The organism is Streptomyces sp. NPDC088197 (assembly GCF_044741185.1).
Classification (GTDB): Bacteria; Actinomycetota; Actinomycetes; order Streptomycetales; family Streptomycetaceae; genus Actinacidiphila.
Window position 1 is genome coordinate 300,883 of the sequence record NZ_JBIUSD010000004.1, and the last position, 14,511, is coordinate 315,393.

Annotated in this window: 17 protein-coding genes; 7 read left to right on the forward strand and 10 right to left on the reverse strand. The window is 71.0% G+C overall.

Translation table 11 applies throughout. The annotated features are described in order from the left end of the window. Window positions 1-192: 192 nt before the first annotated feature. The 6 genes from ACIOC1_RS13450 to ACIOC1_RS13475 all read right to left on the reverse strand — a co-directional run bounded on the left by ACIOC1_RS13450 (window position 193) and on the right by ACIOC1_RS13475 (window position 6,371). A complete protein-coding gene (locus ACIOC1_RS13450; RefSeq protein WP_401853992.1) occupies window positions 193-954 on the reverse strand; it encodes a nucleotidyltransferase domain-containing protein in 762 nt (253 codons plus the stop codon). An 80-nt stretch (window positions 955-1,034) separates the two neighbouring features. Then, window positions 1,035-1,334, reverse strand: a complete 300-nt coding sequence (locus ACIOC1_RS13455; RefSeq protein WP_355345544.1) for a hypothetical protein — start codon at window positions 1,332-1,334, stop codon at window positions 1,035-1,037. A 147-nt stretch (window positions 1,335-1,481) separates the two neighbouring features. After that, on the reverse strand, window positions 1,482-2,555 hold the full coding sequence (locus ACIOC1_RS13460; RefSeq protein WP_401853995.1) for an HTTM domain-containing protein: 1,074 nt from the start codon (window positions 2,553-2,555) through the stop codon (window positions 1,482-1,484). Next, entirely contained in the window at window positions 2,545-3,135 is a 591-nt protein-coding gene (locus tag ACIOC1_RS13465) for a DUF5819 family protein (protein ID WP_401310991.1), read from the reverse strand. Before ACIOC1_RS13465 ends, ACIOC1_RS13460 begins: the two co-directional genes overlap by 11 nt. A gap of 246 nt (window positions 3,136-3,381) precedes the next feature. Then, window positions 3,382-4,647 (reverse strand): ice-binding family protein, encoded by a 1,266-nt coding sequence (locus ACIOC1_RS13470; protein ID WP_401853998.1) that lies wholly within the window; start codon window positions 4,645-4,647, stop codon window positions 3,382-3,384. A gap of 344 nt (window positions 4,648-4,991) precedes the next feature. Continuing rightward, window positions 4,992-6,371, reverse strand: a complete 1,380-nt coding sequence (locus tag ACIOC1_RS13475; protein ID WP_401854001.1) for a peptide ligase PGM1-related protein — start codon at window positions 6,369-6,371, stop codon at window positions 4,992-4,994. Window positions 6,372-6,583: 212 nt separating this feature from the next. Here ACIOC1_RS13475 and ACIOC1_RS13480 point away from each other — a divergent pair, with 212 nt between their 5' ends. From ACIOC1_RS13480 to ACIOC1_RS13490, 3 genes are read left to right on the forward strand one after another with little or no spacing between them, the layout of a single operon-like run. Next, window positions 6,584-7,225 carry a HemK2/MTQ2 family protein methyltransferase gene (locus ACIOC1_RS13480; RefSeq protein ID WP_355345559.1) on the forward strand — a complete coding sequence of 214 codons (642 nt, stop codon included), beginning with the start codon at window positions 6,584-6,586 and terminating at the stop codon, window positions 7,223-7,225. Further along, window positions 7,209-7,478 carry a CDGSH iron-sulfur domain-containing protein gene (locus ACIOC1_RS13485; RefSeq protein WP_355345562.1) on the forward strand — a complete coding sequence of 90 codons (270 nt, stop codon included), beginning with the start codon at window positions 7,209-7,211 and terminating at the stop codon, window positions 7,476-7,478. The genes ACIOC1_RS13480 and ACIOC1_RS13485 overlap by 17 nt, the downstream gene beginning before the upstream one ends. Then, complete coding sequence (locus ACIOC1_RS13490) at window positions 7,478-8,581, forward strand: iron-containing redox enzyme family protein (protein ID WP_401854004.1); 1,104 nt, start codon at window positions 7,478-7,480, stop codon at window positions 8,579-8,581. The genes ACIOC1_RS13485 and ACIOC1_RS13490 overlap by 1 nt, the downstream gene beginning before the upstream one ends. A gap of 120 nt (window positions 8,582-8,701) precedes the next feature. On the opposite strand, the gene ACIOC1_RS13495 is transcribed toward ACIOC1_RS13490, so the two are convergent. Continuing rightward, a complete protein-coding gene (locus tag ACIOC1_RS13495; RefSeq protein WP_391045351.1) occupies window positions 8,702-9,157 on the reverse strand; it encodes a hypothetical protein in 456 nt (151 codons plus the stop codon). Window positions 9,158-9,455: 298 nt separating this feature from the next. On the opposite strand from ACIOC1_RS13495, the gene ACIOC1_RS13500 reads away from it, so the two are divergent. Next, window positions 9,456-10,196 carry an alpha/beta hydrolase gene (locus ACIOC1_RS13500; RefSeq protein WP_401854007.1) on the forward strand — a complete coding sequence of 247 codons (741 nt, stop codon included), beginning with the start codon at window positions 9,456-9,458 and terminating at the stop codon, window positions 10,194-10,196. 179 nt (window positions 10,197-10,375) lie between these two features. Continuing rightward, on the forward strand, window positions 10,376-11,275 hold the full coding sequence (locus ACIOC1_RS13505) for a GNAT family N-acetyltransferase (RefSeq protein ID WP_401854009.1): 900 nt from the start codon (window positions 10,376-10,378) through the stop codon (window positions 11,273-11,275). Window positions 11,276-11,311: 36 nt separating this feature from the next. Here ACIOC1_RS13505 and ACIOC1_RS13510 read toward each other — a convergent pair whose 3' ends face one another. Continuing rightward, the gene (locus ACIOC1_RS13510; protein WP_401854012.1) at window positions 11,312-11,698 is read right to left on the reverse strand and encodes a DoxX family protein; all 387 of its coding nucleotides are present in this window, start codon (window positions 11,696-11,698) and stop codon (window positions 11,312-11,314) included. 587 nt (window positions 11,699-12,285) lie between these two features. Here ACIOC1_RS13510 and ACIOC1_RS13515 point away from each other — a divergent pair. Beyond that, window positions 12,286-12,708, forward strand: coding sequence for a hypothetical protein (locus ACIOC1_RS13515; protein ID WP_355345580.1), 423 nt, complete (start codon window positions 12,286-12,288; stop codon window positions 12,706-12,708). Window positions 12,709-12,848: 140 nt separating this feature from the next. On the opposite strand, the gene ACIOC1_RS13520 is transcribed toward ACIOC1_RS13515, so the two are convergent. Further along, window positions 12,849-13,706 (reverse strand): LysR family transcriptional regulator, encoded by an 858-nt coding sequence (locus ACIOC1_RS13520; RefSeq protein WP_401310970.1) that lies wholly within the window; start codon window positions 13,704-13,706, stop codon window positions 12,849-12,851. An 18-nt stretch (window positions 13,707-13,724) separates the two neighbouring features. On the opposite strand from ACIOC1_RS13520, the gene ACIOC1_RS13525 reads away from it, so the two are divergent. Then, window positions 13,725-14,093 (forward strand): hypothetical protein, encoded by a 369-nt coding sequence (locus tag ACIOC1_RS13525; protein WP_355345586.1) that lies wholly within the window; start codon window positions 13,725-13,727, stop codon window positions 14,091-14,093. A 24-nt stretch (window positions 14,094-14,117) separates the two neighbouring features. Here ACIOC1_RS13525 and ACIOC1_RS13530 read toward each other — a convergent pair whose 3' ends face one another. Beyond that, window positions 14,118-14,510: a hypothetical protein gene (locus ACIOC1_RS13530; RefSeq protein ID WP_401854016.1), complete on the reverse strand. Its 393-nt coding sequence runs from the start codon at window positions 14,508-14,510 to the stop codon at window positions 14,118-14,120. Window position 14,511 lies beyond the last annotated feature (1 nt).

Here is a 14,511-nt window from a genome sequence, read left to right on the forward strand (position 1 = left end):
CGAGTCCTGAGTCGCCCGCGACGCCGAAGCGTTTCCATTCGTTGTAGTGCGGCCAGGAGCGGGACAGATCAGTGGAGCCGTCGTAGACGCTCACGACCTTGAACGTCCCGGTCGCCACCTGGCCTGCTACTCATCCGATCAGCCGAAGGTGCATCCGGCGGACCGTCATGACGTATCCACGCTGGGCGACGCCTACTCGGGGCTTCCGCCCATGGCCAGAGTGCGCTTGATACCACGCCGCACGAAGGCGCGGGCCCGCATCGCTCGGCGGATTCGCCGCAAAGGGCTGATCGGCTTGGGATCTGCGTACCGGCGCTCATGGATGTCTCGAACCACATCTGCCGGCGCACCCAGTTCCAGCAGTTCCGCGAGGGACTCACCCTTCGTGATCAGCCGTCCGTCGCGTAGCGTGACGGTGGCTCGGGCCAGGACCAGCAGGCCCAGATCCACCCAGATGTCCCGGAGCCAAAGTAGGGGCTTGCCTGTGGCCGGAAGCCAGAACTGTTCCAGGTCGCGCCGGATGAAGTCCTCCAACTGCCCGCACGTGAGCGGCGGGAGCAGTTCCGTCGGTGACGGACCATGGAGGGTGAGCCCGCCGTCGAGCAGTTCTCGGCGGGTGACCGGTGTCACTGGGCGTTCCAGGATCATGCTGTGTGCCCAGGTGACATGGTGCGTCTCGACCTCGGAGAGCGATGTTGTGACCATGTATGAGCAGTGCAACTTGGCCGCGGCTGGCTCTTCGTCCAGCAGGCGCTGGTGAATGCTCGCCAGCCGGTCCCTGTGCTCGCCGTCCAGAGGGCGTTCGACGATCGCGATGAGATCAAGATCGCTGCGTCCCGGCTGGAAGTCGCCAAGCGCGAGTGAACCGTGTGCCCAGACGGCCACCATCGGCACCGCCAACTGTATCTCGGAGACGAACCGGTTGAGAACGAGATCCGTTTCAGTCGCCGCCATAGCCGAGATCCTCGCACACGGGCACGCACTGCGCCGCAGGTCCGGCATGCTCACGATCTACCGGGCTGGAGTAGTAGTGGTCAGACGGGATCGGTGAACGAGATCGGTTTGCCGGTGGCTTGGGCGTAGGCGATCTCCCGGGTCGTGGACTCGCCGACGTAGCCGCCGGGGTTGACGATCAGAACGCGGTCGGCCAGGTCGATCTTGCGCAGGTGGAGGGCGTCCAGTGCGGTCTTCTGCTCGGTGGTGATCGGCGCGTCCGCCTCGCCCGGCGCGACGACGATGGCGCCGGCGAAGGTCAGGTCACGGTTCGCCGCGCGCATCTCGGCCACGAACCGGGTGGAGCCGCAGATGCAGACAATCTCGGGCCGGTCGGCCACGGCTGAGTCCTTCGGGTCGAACGGGAAACCGTCGGAGTCGACAGTTTACGCGGCGAGACGGACACCACGCGGTCGGCGGGAGGCGGCGTGCTCGACGTCGTGAGGTCCGGGGGCGCCCGGCTCACCGGCTTCCGCTGGCGACACAGCCTAGAGCGCGGGTTGGGCGGGGATGGGGGGCGCGTCGGTGGGGTCCGGTGGCGCGGGGGTGGGGCGGCGGAATCGGCGGAGGTGGGCGGAGAGGGAGAGGTAGAGGCGGTCGGGGAGGAAGGCGGTATCGGCGATGATCATCGCCGCGGAGAAGAGCGGCAGACCGAGGAAGAGGGCGATGCCGGTGTGCATGCCGATCAGGACGACGAGGACGGGGTATTTGAGGCGGCCGAACAGGACGAAGGGGAAGGCGACTTGGACGAGGACGGTCACGTAACCGGCGATGACGAGCACCGTCGGAAAGCTGTCGGCGAGATGGGACAGCGCGGGCCAGGGCTGGAAGAGGGGGAGATTGAGTACGTCGTGCAGGGCGGTGCCGTTGCCCCAGGAGGCGCCCTGGACCTTGTAGAGGCCGGCGGATCCGTAGAGGAAGCAGACCTGGGCCGCGATGACGAACATGCCGCAGTTGTGCAGCACCGTGGTCAACGTGCTGCGGACGTAACGGAGTTGCGCGAAAGCGTGCGCGTCCGGGCGGGCGGGGCGAAGCCGAGTGCGGCGTGCGTCCAGGGACCAGCGGCGTCCGCAGGCGGTGAACATCAGGTAGACGGACATCAGCAGGGTGAGGTTGTCGCCGCCGTCCGTCATGAAGAGCGCCCTGGCGTGGAATGAGGCGACGACGACGGCGAAGAGCACGGAGACCGCCCGCGTCCGCCAACCCAGCGCGAAGAGCGCGCAGATGATCACGGCAAAGGCGTAACAGACCTCGAAGTAGACCTTGTTGTCGGACAGCGTGAGGACGCTGGCCCAGCCGCTCTGGGCGAAGAGCTGCCGGGCGAAGTCGGGAGTCCACGGCGAGCCGGGTCCCCAGATCTCGTCGCGATGCGAGAACTCCCGCAGCAGGAAGACGAGGTAGAGCAGTCCGTATCCGATCCGCAGCACGGCCGCCGCGTACAGCGACACCGGTCGCTCCGTGAGCAGGGCGTACGCCCTGCCGGTCCCATTCGGGGTGGGCCGCGGCACGTCGGGCGCCGGCCGCACCGCGTCCTCGGTGGACGTCACCTGGTCAGTGGTCATTCGAGGGCACCTTCCACCAGGGCAGCAAACGGGTGTCGGCGGCCGTGGCCGCGGTGGCGACCGGGCGCGCGTGCTGGACGGCGACGGGCACGGTGACCACTCGGAGTTGGACGGACTGGACGGGACCGTCGCCGACGGGTCGGCGGCCCCCCACGCGCTGCACCGCGATGTTGCGCAGGTACCGCTGGGTCATGACCGCGCGGTCCGAGTGGGGCTCGTCGTCGCTCCCGTGCGTGTCGACGTAGGAGGACCAGGCCCGGCGCAACATGTTCTGGTGGGTGTGGCTGGGGAACGGGTCGTGCTCGACCGCCGCCGTGTCGGCTGCGGTCAGGTCGACCCACGCGGTGACGTGCATGGTCCCGTCGGGGCCGGTGCTCGCGACACGGGCGTAGACCGTCCGGTCCACCGACTCGGGATCCGGCGCGAACAACTGCCAATTCTGCTCGAAGACCGGGTAGATCCAGGCGTTGATCTGGCGGCCGAACCGCTGCGAGATCGGATTGGCCGGTGCCACGTGCAGGAACACCATGGCCACATGGGTCAACGCCGTGGCCACGATCAGCGCGATTGCGATCCCCATGCCCGCTCTCAGCGGGACGGGCAGTCGGTGTTGTCCGGAGAACTCCGGTGATTCGTCCGGCAATTCCCGTACGTACGTGTCGGAATCGACCCGCACCGCTGTCCCTGCTGCCCGCATCTGCGCCTGCCCTCTACTTTCCGCTGCTGCCTTTTGTGCGGCCCGGTGCCGCGGCGCGCGGCGGGTTCGGTGTCGATTCCGCCGCGCACCGCTTGGTCGCTCACCGAGCGGGGTCGTGCTCCGGGCGCGTCAGCGCTGGTGACCCGCCTGGGAAGCGGGTTGTGCGCCGTAGCCCTGGTTGTCGGACCAACCGCCGGGCTTGCCCGGCTTCTTCTTCGGCGGGCAGTGCTTCACGGGCTTCTTGGGCGGGCAGTGCTTCACCGGCTTCTTCGGCTTGCAGTGCTTGCCCGGGTAGTGACCCGTGCCGCCGGTCGAACCGCCGGTGGTGGCCCCGCCGGTCGTCGTACCACCCGTCGTGGTGCCGCCGGTCGTGGTGCCGCCCGTGGTCCCGCCAGTGGTCGTGCCACCAGTCGTCGTACCACCCGTGGTCGTCCCACCGGTCGTGGTGCCACCGGTCGTCGTCCCACCCGTGGTCGTCCCGGCCGTCGTCCCACCCGTGGTCGTCCCGCCCGTGGTGGTTCCCGCCGTCGTACCGCCCGTGGTCGTGCCGCCGGTGGTCGTGCCACCCGTCGTCGTGCCACCGGTCGTGGTCCCGCCGGTGGTCGTGCCACCGGTCGTCGTACCGCCCGTGGTGGTGCCACCGGTCGTCGTGCCCGTGCCGCACGCCGGCCGCGTGATGCGGTTGGTGTCCAGCGTCACCGAGCCGTTACGGGCCAGGGCGCGGCCGTCGATGCTCGCGCCCGTGGTCACGTTGATCGAGGTCAGGGCGAGGATGTTGCCCACGAAGGTGGAGTTGGTGCCGATCGTGGCCGAACTGCCGATCTCCCAGAAGACGTTGCACGGCGAGGCGCCGTTGACCAGGAGAACGCGGCTCGCGGACGCGGTGGTCAGGCCGGAGCCCACCTGGAACACCCACACGGCGTTGGGATCGCCCTGGGCGTCGAGGGTCAGCGTCCCGGTGAGACCGAGCGTGGACGAGGAGGTGTAGACGCCGGGGACCAGGGACAAACCCCCGGCGTCCGGGGGCAGCGTCGAGTCCGTGGCCTGTCCTGCGGCGTCGTTGAACGCTGTGACCAGGTCGGACTTCGCCTGGAGGGCGACCGCGTCCGCCGAGTGCTGGGCCCCGTTGACCAGGCCGGGCGGGAACCCGGTGATGGCGGTGCCGGGGCTCACCCCGAGGTCTCCGGTGATCACCGAAGGACCCGTGTTGGTGACCGTCTGACCGGCCAGTACGGCGAAACTGTCCGCCGTTCCCAGCGGGACGGCCGTGGCGGTGGCATCCGCCTGGGTCGACACCGCGGCGACGAGAGACGCGGCGATCAGCGGCGCGACCACCGCCGCGACCCACGTGGGAATGGTGCGACCTTTCGGCGCGGGCAGGATCTGTGACGTCATAGAGGCGTGACTCCTGACAGGAACGGCAGCGAAGCCCGAAAGGCGGGTTCTGAGGACGGCCGACTCCGTGCCAGGCACACTAAAGAAAGAGATGCGGAAGCGATGCACGCATACGAGTGAAGGATTGATTTATCAACCGGCATGGTCGAATATCGCAGAATCGCGAGGCCGGAAAAACGTTCCCGCTATTGCACGTCACGCCGGAATGCGCCGCGAGGAAATCATCGCCATGAGCGGCCGATGATGAGCGCGGGTGTCCGCCACTCGCGCCCAGGCGGACTGATCCGGCCCCATCTGCGGTCGCCCGAAACGGAGTTCGGCCCCGCGCGGACGCGCTCCGGGGTTCAGTCCTGGAGCGCGGACGGCAAGGACGCCGCCAACTCGTCCAGCCTCCGCGCGGAGCGCGCCAGGATCGCGTACCGCCAACTCACGCCGTCCGCAGGGGCGTCGGCGTAGAGGACGACCCCGTCGCCGCGCTCGGGGTCGTAGTCCAGCGCGCGGTCACGGAGGCGGTCGAGTGCGGCGGAGAAGGAGTACGGACCGGACGCGCGGACCGTGCCCGTCGTCCAGGTGACGGGGGTGCCGCGGGCGAGGCGGACGACCAGGTCGTACGGGGTGGTCGTCGCGGTGCGGCGGACGTTGGACTCGGTGGCGTACAGGGTGCCGTCGGTGGCCACGAGGGCGTCGATGTCGTAGGGGCCGCGGTAGCCGTGCGCGATCAGGTGGCGGCCGAGGGCCATGCCCCAGTCGCGCAGTTCGTCGCACACCGTCGGGTGCACGATGCCGCGCAGCGGAGCCCGGTAGCCGGTGAAGGAGCCGTCCTCGGTGCGCATGACACCGTCGAAGAGCGGTCGCGGTCCCCCCGCCGCGGCCACGAACTGGGCGCTGATCGAGACGGTGTGGGGGACGTACTCCTCCACGGTCCAGCGGCTGTCCGACCCGAATCCTTCTGACGCGAAAGCGTCCGGCCCGAAACCGTCCGGCCCGAAACCGTCGACACCACGTCCGTCCACGCCCAAGCCGTCCGAGCCCAGACCGTCCGGCCCGACGACACCACGTCCGTCCACACCCAAGCCGTCCGCCGCGACCAGCGGATCCTCGGCGCCGACGAACCGCAGCCCGTGCCCGCCCGCCGACCGGTCGGGTTTCACGACACCGCGCCCGGAAACGGCCGCGCGGAGCACCGCGCGTACGGTCTCGCGCAGGTCGGGGCCCGAGCAGGTGCGTCCGTACGGCACGCGCATCCCGGTCCGCTCGGCCACGGCGCGGAAACCGGCCTTGGTGTTGCACAGCTCCGTGACCGCCAGCGCTTCGGCGCCGACCGCCGGCCCGCCGCGACCGCAGGGGGACACCGGCACTCCCAGCGCGGCGGCGAGCGCGAACGTCGAGGCGTCCAGGGCGATGGGCAGCAGCCGGGTGCCGGGGCGGGCCGCCGCGAGCGCGCGCAGCTCGTCGGTCAGGCCGGGCGTGTCGGCCACGGATTCGGCCATCGCGACACCGGGTCGGTCACGGACGGTGACGATCCGTACAGAGTCCCTCGGGACGCCGGTCAGGGCGCACGCGTACCGCGCGAACGGCTCGGACAGCGGGACCGGGGTCAGCAGTACGTCACCGGGCCGGGTCAGCCAGATCTTCCGCGGGGCCTGCTCGGCCCACCGGGCGACCACGGCGTGTTCCCGCAGGTCGACAGCGAGTGCGGAGGCGAAGTTGGCAAGAACGATCAATGATGGAGTGCCACTGTCCTTCGGCGCCATAGAGGGTGTGTGCCCGCGATCGCGGCGGGAAACCCGGTTCCGGAATTTCCGGAACCGTCCGAATCCCTATCGGGTCGCCGTCCGTCGATTGGTACCCCGCATCCGGGGCAGTCGGCCCTGGACCACACAAATAGGTGACTCAAAGTCATCGCATCATGCGTCGGAGGTGGACCGTGCTGTGTATGCCAGGTGTCTATCAACCCCAGCAGGACACCCACCTCCTGATGCGGGCCATGTGCCGCGAGGCCGTGGCGCCCGGGATGCACGTACTGGATCTGTGCACCGGCAGCGGCGCGCTGGCCATCTGCGCCGCGCGGCTGGGCGCCCGGGTGACCGCCGTGGACATCGCGTGGCAGGCCGTGCTCTCGGCCCGCGCGAACGCCCTGAGGGCCGGGCGGCGGGTACGGGTGCTGCACGGCGACCTCGCGGGGCAGCGGGGACGGCACGACCGCCCGTACGACCTGGTGGTCAGCAATCCGCCCTACGTCCCCTCCCCCGCGGCCGAGCCGCCGGTACGGGGCGCGGCCCGCTCCTGGGACGCGGGGCACGACGGGCGGGCGGTCGTGGACCGGATCTGCGCGACCGCGCCGCGCGTCCTGGCGCCGCACGGCGTCCTGCTGATGGTGCACTCGGCACTGTGCGGGGTCGAGGCGACGCTGGCCTCCCTGGCGGAGGCCGGGCTGCGCGCGGCGGTGACCGACCGGGAGCTGATCCCCTTCGGGCCCGTACTGCGCGGACGAACGGCGTGGCTGCGGCAGGCGGGACTGATCGACGGGGAGCAGGACAAGGAGGAGCTGGTGGTGATCCGTGCCGAACACGCCTGAGCGCCCGCGCCGCGTCCTGGTCGAACGGGACGGGCCCGTCCTGGTCGAGGGGCCGGTGACCGTCGTCGGCGACGACGGTGTCGCCGTGACCTCGCACCGCTTCATGGTCGCGGTGTGCACCTGCCGCCGCAGCCGGACGCACCCGTGGTGCGACACCAGCCACCGCCGCCGGTCCAAGGGCGGCGGGGACGGAGAGCCGCCGGCGTGCGGCGCGCAGCGGACGGCTCCGGCCGGGCCGGAGGGAGAGTCCTGATGACGACCGCGTACCCGACCGCGAACCCGACCGCGAACCCGCCGACCGCGAACCCGACCTCCTACCGCGAGTCGCGTGCCACCACTCCCCCGCTTCCGACGCCCCGCGGGCCGCTGTCGGCCGCCGTGGTGGCGTCGCTGCGCGACGGCGCGGGAGAGCTGCCCGGCGCCGGTGCCGTGGCCGCCGCCGATCCGTACGGCGACGACCTGCAACTCGCCCTGTATTCGCTGTACGAATTGCACTACCAGGGCTTCGCGGGTGTGGCCGACGACCGTGAGTGGGACGTGGAGCTGCTGCGGACGCGCGGCTTCCTGGAGGACCGTTTCCTGCGCCAGGTGCGCGCGGACGCGCCGACCCGCCCGCACGCGGCGGACTCCGTCGCCGCCCTGCTGGTCGAACCGGTGGGAGACGACGGCACCGGTGTCAGTCATTACCTCCAGCCCGAGGGCCATCTCGAGCACTTGCGGGAGTACGCGGCCCTGCGGTCCCTGTACCACCTCAAGGAGGCCGATCCCCACGCCTGGGTGATCCCGCGCCTCCACGGCCGGGCGAAGGCGGCGATGGTCGCCGTCGAATTCGACGAGTTCGGCGGCGGGCACGCGGAGGACATCCACGCGCGGCTCTTCGCCGACCTGATGGCGGACCTCGGCCTGGACACCGCGTACGGCCGCTATCTGGACGCGGCGCCCGCCGAGGCGCTGGCGGTGGTCAACCTGATGTCGCTCTTCGGCCTGCACCGCGCGCTCCGCGGCGCGCTCGTCGGGCACTTCGCCGCCGTCGAGATCACCTCGTCGCCGGGTTCCCGGCGGCTGGCGCGGGCGATGCGCGCCAACCGCGCGGGCCCTGCCGCGGAGCGCTTCTACGACGAGCACGTCGAAGCGGACGCCGTCCACGAACAGGTCGTACGCCACGAGGTGATCGCTCCTCTGCTGGCCGCGGAGCCGCAGTTGGACGCCGACGTGGTCCTCGGCATCGAGGCGACCGGGCTGCTGGAGGACCGTCTCGGCGCGGCGCTGCTCGACGCCTGGCGGAACGGACGCAGCGCGCTGCGCACGCCGTTGGAGCCGCTACGGGACCGGCCGTCGCCGCGCACCGGAGGCTGACGGTTCCCCTGCCCGACGCGGGTCCGAGGAATTGACCCACCGGCCCGGTCCGGTGGCGGCGCCATGGGCGTGGAGCGCGCCGCCGGGCCGGTGGCCTCTTCCGGGCGGGCGGGATACGGGTCAGGCCGGACGCGGGGGCCGGGCCGTGTGGTCGGGGTGGCCGTGCGTGCGGCGCGCCTCCTTCATCTCGGCCTCGTGGATGTGGCGCGCGCCGCCCGCCAGGTCGGTGCGGATCTGCTCCTCCATGCGCCGGAAGGGTTCGACGTACGTGTCGTCGTACGCCTCGACCATCTGGAAGGTCCAGTAGCCCGGCAGGACGTTGCGGCCGACGATCTCGCGTTCGAGCCGTTCCGCGTGTTCCGCGTGGCCCGCGGCCTTGAGGTGCTCGACCGCCTCGCCGAGTCGCAGGTCGGCTCCCCCGGTGAGCTGGTGGAAGTCGTACAGCCGCCCGCGCGCCCGCTCCACCGTCTCGAGGGCTTCGGAGAGGATGCCGAGCGCCTCCACCGAGGCGTCGCTCAGCCCTGCGGGACGTCGGGCCGGTGCCGCGGGGCCGCGCTCTTGTTCATGGTTGGTCATGTGCAAGACCTTCCCCGGCCGGCCGTGTCCATCACGGCGATCGGAGCGCCCGGCGCGACCGGCCCGCGGCGGGAGGCCGGGGGCGGGCGCACCGGGGACGGCCGGCGGCCACGGCGTCGCGGGGAAACCCGTTGGCGAAGCGTGCCCGGCCCTTGCTACCCTCCCCGAGGCCGTGCGAGAGAACGAGGAGGTGGTACCCGTGAACGCAGTATCGACATGGGTGCTCCCCTCTGGGGCCACGGTCGGGCGATAGGTCGTCCGGGAGCGCCGTCAACGAGCACTCCCGAAAGGCACGACCATGCGATTCACTTCTGAGCAGCGCCTCGACGAAGGCGTCCTCGAACGCGAATTCACCCTCGGCGAGATCCCCGGCATTTTGTGGACGCCCGATGCGGCGTCCGCGGCGGCACCGGCGCCGCTGATTCTGCTCGGCCACCCTCCCCTCGGGCTGCGCAAGATGTACCCCCGGCTGCTGGGCCGGGCCCTGGGCTGCGCGGCGGAGGGTTTCGCCACGGCCACCATCGAGCTTCCCGGAAGCGGCGACCGGCCTCGCCTGCCCGCCCTCGACGAGGCCCGCGCCGACCTGCGCCGGGCGATGGAGACCGGCGAGCCGGTCGGCGACGAGATCGTCCACGCCCTGGTCCTCCCTCTGGTGGAGGCGGCCGTCCCGGAATGGCGGGCCGCCCTGGACGCCCTTCTCGCACTGCCCGAGGTCGACGGCCCGGTCGGGTACTCGGGAGGGGTGATCTCCGTCGGCGTCCGGCTGGCGGTGGTCGAGCCTCGCGTCTCGGCCGCCGTTCTGTTCGCCGGGAGCCTCGTGCCCCGCGCCATCTTCGAGGAGGCCAGGCAGGTCACCATTCCCCTGCACGTGCTCCTTCAGTGGGACGACGAAGGCAACGACCGGCAGGCGTCCCTGGATCTCTTCGACACCTTCGGCTCCAAGGAGAAGTCCCTCCACGCCCACCTCGGCGGACACGCCGGAGTCCCGGAGTCCGCGGGTGCCGCCGCGGCCCAGTTCTTCACCCGCCACCTGAAGTAGCGGCGCGCCGTCAGACCGGTCCCGGACGGTAGCCCGCTCCGACCGGGACGGCCCCGCAGGAGCGCCGCCGCCGGCTCGGCGGCGCTCCTCCACACACAGCCCTACGACCGGAGGCACCGGGGAGCGACGCGGGTCGGTCACCTCTGGTCCGACGGGACTTCTCTGACTAGAGTCAGAGAATGGACGCACGAGAGATCGCCCAGGTGCGGCGGTTCAACCGCACTGTCACCGAGCGCGTGGGCGTGCTCCACGACCGTTATCTGGGCCGGGACCGGCCGATCGGTGAGGCACGGCTCCTGTGGGAGATCGACGAACGGGGCCAGGACGTACGCCGGTTGCGCGAACGGCTCGGCCTCGACTCGGGATACGTCAGCCGTCTGCTGCGCTCCCTGGAGACGGACGGGCTGGTGACGGTGGAGCCGCTGCCCCGCGACAGACGGGTGCGCACCGTCCGGCTCACCGACGCCGGTCGCGTCGAGCGCGCCGTGCTCGACGGTCGCAGCGACGACCTGGCGGGTTCCCTTCTGGAGCCGCTCAACGCCGTCCAGCGCTCCCGGCTGGTCGCCGCCATGGCCGAGGTCGACCGGCTGCTGACCGCCGCGACGGTCGCACTGGACGTCGTCGACCCGGACCACCCCGACGCCGAGCACTGCATGCGCTCCTACTTCGCCGAGTTGCGCGAACGCTTCGACGCCGGTTTCGATCCCGCGCGCAGTCTCCTGCCCGACGCCGGTGAACTCCGGTCGCCGCACGGCCTCTTCCTGGTCGCCCGGCTGCACGGTGAGCCGGTCGGCTGCGCCGGTCTGAAGCTGCCGCCGGGGGCCCCGGCCGAGATCAAGCGCATGTGGGTCGCGCCGCGGGCCCGCAGACTCGGCCTCGGCCGCCGCTTCCTGGCCGAACTGGAACTGCGGGCCGCCCGCAACGGCCGGGACCTGCTGCGCCTTGACACCAACAAGGCGCTGAACGCCGCGATCAGCCTGTACCACTCCTGCGGTTTCGAGGAGGTCGCGGCCTTCAACGACGAGCCGTACGCCCACCACTGGTTCGAGAAGCGGATCACCACACCGCCGTCGGGGTGAATCCCCACCGCCACGATGGCCGCGGCCACTGCGGCATCACCCGGTGAAGGGGTGGGGGCCGAGGCGGCCCCAGGTGATGAACAGGGCCAGGCAGAGATAGAAGAGGTTGAGGAGGACGAAGGGGGCTTCGGCCGGGCGACGGGCGTGGGTGGTCATCGCGCCGACCATCAGGAGGCACCAGCAGATCGCGGTGACGGGGACGAAGAAGGGGGCGACGTCGAGAACGGCGGGAAGGATGAGGCCGAAAGCGGCGAGGAGTTCGAGGACGCCGAGGGATTTGACGAAGGTGACACTGGCGTCACCGGTCCAGCCACCGCCGTGAGTGGCGGTCAGTTTGTCCTTGGGAATGAAGGCTTTGGAAACACCGCCGGTCAGTGCCACCGCGGCCAGCAGCCCGGTGACGATCCACAGCGCGAGGTTCATCGTCCGCTCCTTGATCGGGAATTGCCTGTGTCCCGTAGGACGAGACAGCCGCCGCGCCCTGTGACACGCCAGCGGAAACGGCGCGGGACGAAGGCGGGAACGGGCGCGGAGCGAAGGCGGGAACGGGCACGGGACGAAGGCAGGAACAGGCGTGGGGCGAGGGCAGGACCGGGGGCGGCGCGATGGCAGGACGGGCACGGGACCGGGCGCGGCCAAATACGCCGAATTTGCGCATGCTTGAACCTCGCGCGGGCCGCTTTCACCCCTTTTACCCTCCCCACAGAACCCGTGGGACCGAGAAGTCAACTCCCGCCACTGGCGTCCCCACACGTAACAAAGCGACCAATTGAACCCATGTGATGCAGGTCGGTCCAACCTGCTTACGGGGTGGGGCGACGTACCGCTATTCTCAGCCCCCGAGTGTTCGTAGAACGACGTCAGCAGGGAGACAAGTCACCATGTCGCACGATGTACCGCCGCCGGGCCCACCGACTCAGCCGCCGAGCGCGAGCGGCCCGTCCGGGGGTTCTTTCGACCCGGCTTCGGTCAACCGACTCGACTGGGCAATTCTCGGTATCGGGTTCATTGTGTTGATCTTCTCGTTCTTCGACTACTACTCCTGGGATTTCGGGAGCGGTTACGGCATCAACCTCGGCAGCGTGAGTTGGAGTGCCTGGCACTTCAGCCACGGGCTGTTCATAGCCTGGTTCGCGATGGTCATCACGGTGCTCAGCGCCGCGGTGCTCGCGGTCAGCCTCTTCGTGCCCACCGTCACGCTGCCCGCGCCCGACCGCATGCTGACCTTCGTCGGCTTCGCGGTGGGCTTCGTCCTGTACCTGATCGCGATCTTCGCGCACTCCGACTTCGGCCCGGCCGGTGGCCACGGCTTCAGCTTCTGGGTGAGCCTGATCCTCGCCGGTGTCGGCGCGGTCCTCGCTCTCATGCGGGCCCAGCAGACGAACACCGCACTGCCCGGCAAGCTCAACAGCCTCCCGCGCGTCGGCCGGTAGTCAGGCAGTCCGCAGCACCACTCGCACCACACGCGGCACCGGCCGGACCGCCGCCCCACCCTCAGTACGGTGGAGGCGGCGGTCGGGCTCGCGGCTCTCGCGCACCGACGCGTGCGCGCCGCGCACCACACGCGCTACGCCTACGCCCTGCCCGCCGCTGCCACCGCCGCCCGTACGAACGAGGCGACAAGCGCCCGGTCGTCGCTCCGCGACCACGCCACGACCAGTCGGCTCGTGGGCGCGTCGGTCACCGGCACGCACACCAGACCCGGATGCGCCGGCTCGGCGAGCGACCGCGGCAGCACCGCGATCATCCGCCCCAGCACGATCATCTGGACCATCTGCGGCACGTCCGCGACCTCCGGCCCGCTCCCGTCGTCGGGCACACCCGCCCAGCCCACGCCCTGCCAGCGCGGCAGCGTCTCGCCGTCCAGATCCGCGAGCCGCAGCTGCGCACGCCCGGCCAGCCGGTGGTCACGCGGCAGGATCGCCACCCGCCCCTCCACGAACAGCGTCTGGGACGCGAGCCCGGTCAGGTCGTCGAACGGCGCGTACAGCAGCGCCACATCGGCCCTGCCGTCCCGCAGGTGGTCGGCCCGGTCGGTGGCGCCGCCGAACAGCACGTCCACCCGGCGCGCGTCCGGCCGTTCCGCGTACGCGGCGAGGATTCCGGACAGTAGATTGGCGTCCCCGCCCGGCTTGATCACCAGCCGCAGCTGGGCCCGCGCGTCACCGGCCCGGCGCGCGCTCTCGGCCGCCGCGCCGACCGCGTTGAGCGCGTGGCGGCCGTGGTGCAGCAGCGCCTCCCCCGCCGGGGTGAGCGCCACATGGCGGCTCGTACGGGTCAGGAGCAGGACACCGAGGCGCGACTCGACCCGCCGGATCGCCTTCGACAGCGCGGGCTGCGCGATGGACAGGCGCTCGGCGGCGCGGCCGAAGTGCAGTTCCTCGGCGACCGCGACGAAGTACTCCAGCTCGCGCGTCTCCAGGTCACTCATGCCCTCAGGTTATCGCCGATGATCCAGAAGGTCTTGGACGTGGCGGCCGGGCGGCGGTTCCATGGACCCATGATCAGCCACACGATGATTGTCTCGTTCGAACCGTCGATCCCGGACGCGGACCTGGATCAATACCTCAAGGACATCGAAAGCCTGATGGTGGGCTCCGGGCACGTGCGTACCTTCTCCGCCCGGCGCCACATCCGTGTTCCCGCGGACGACCACAGCCCGGTGTTCACCGCCACCGCGATCGTCCACATCGGCGTCGCCGACCTCGACGCGCTCAACGCGGCCTTCGCCATTCCCGGCACCGAGGAACTCATCAGCCGCTGGCAGGCCCGCTACCCGTACCAGGTCGTCTGGGCCAACCACGAGCCGCTGGCCTGACCGACCCACCGGGCGGGCGCGTGTTCAGTGCGCGCGCTTCCGCCGCACCCACGCCACGACGAAGCCGACGGCGGGCAGGGGCAGGGCCAGGACCGCGAAGAGCGCGGCCAGCACGAGGACGATCGCCGCCTTGCCCGCCGGGCTCTCGTCACTGGCGCCGACGATCCGGACCGCGCAGGAGGCCGCCGCTCCGGCCACCGCGAGCGCGGCCACGGCGACGGCCTCCCGCCGGACGCCCAGGCGTCCGAGCAGGACGCCCAGCGGGATGCCCAGGACGCCGACGGCGACGAAGGCGGCCAGCAGGGTGACCACCGTGGGGTCGACGGGCGAGGCCGCCCTCGACGCCCATGGAGTCGCCACCGCGGCGGCGATCCATGGGGCCGAGGACAGCCAGGCCCTACGCGTCGTGCGTGTCATC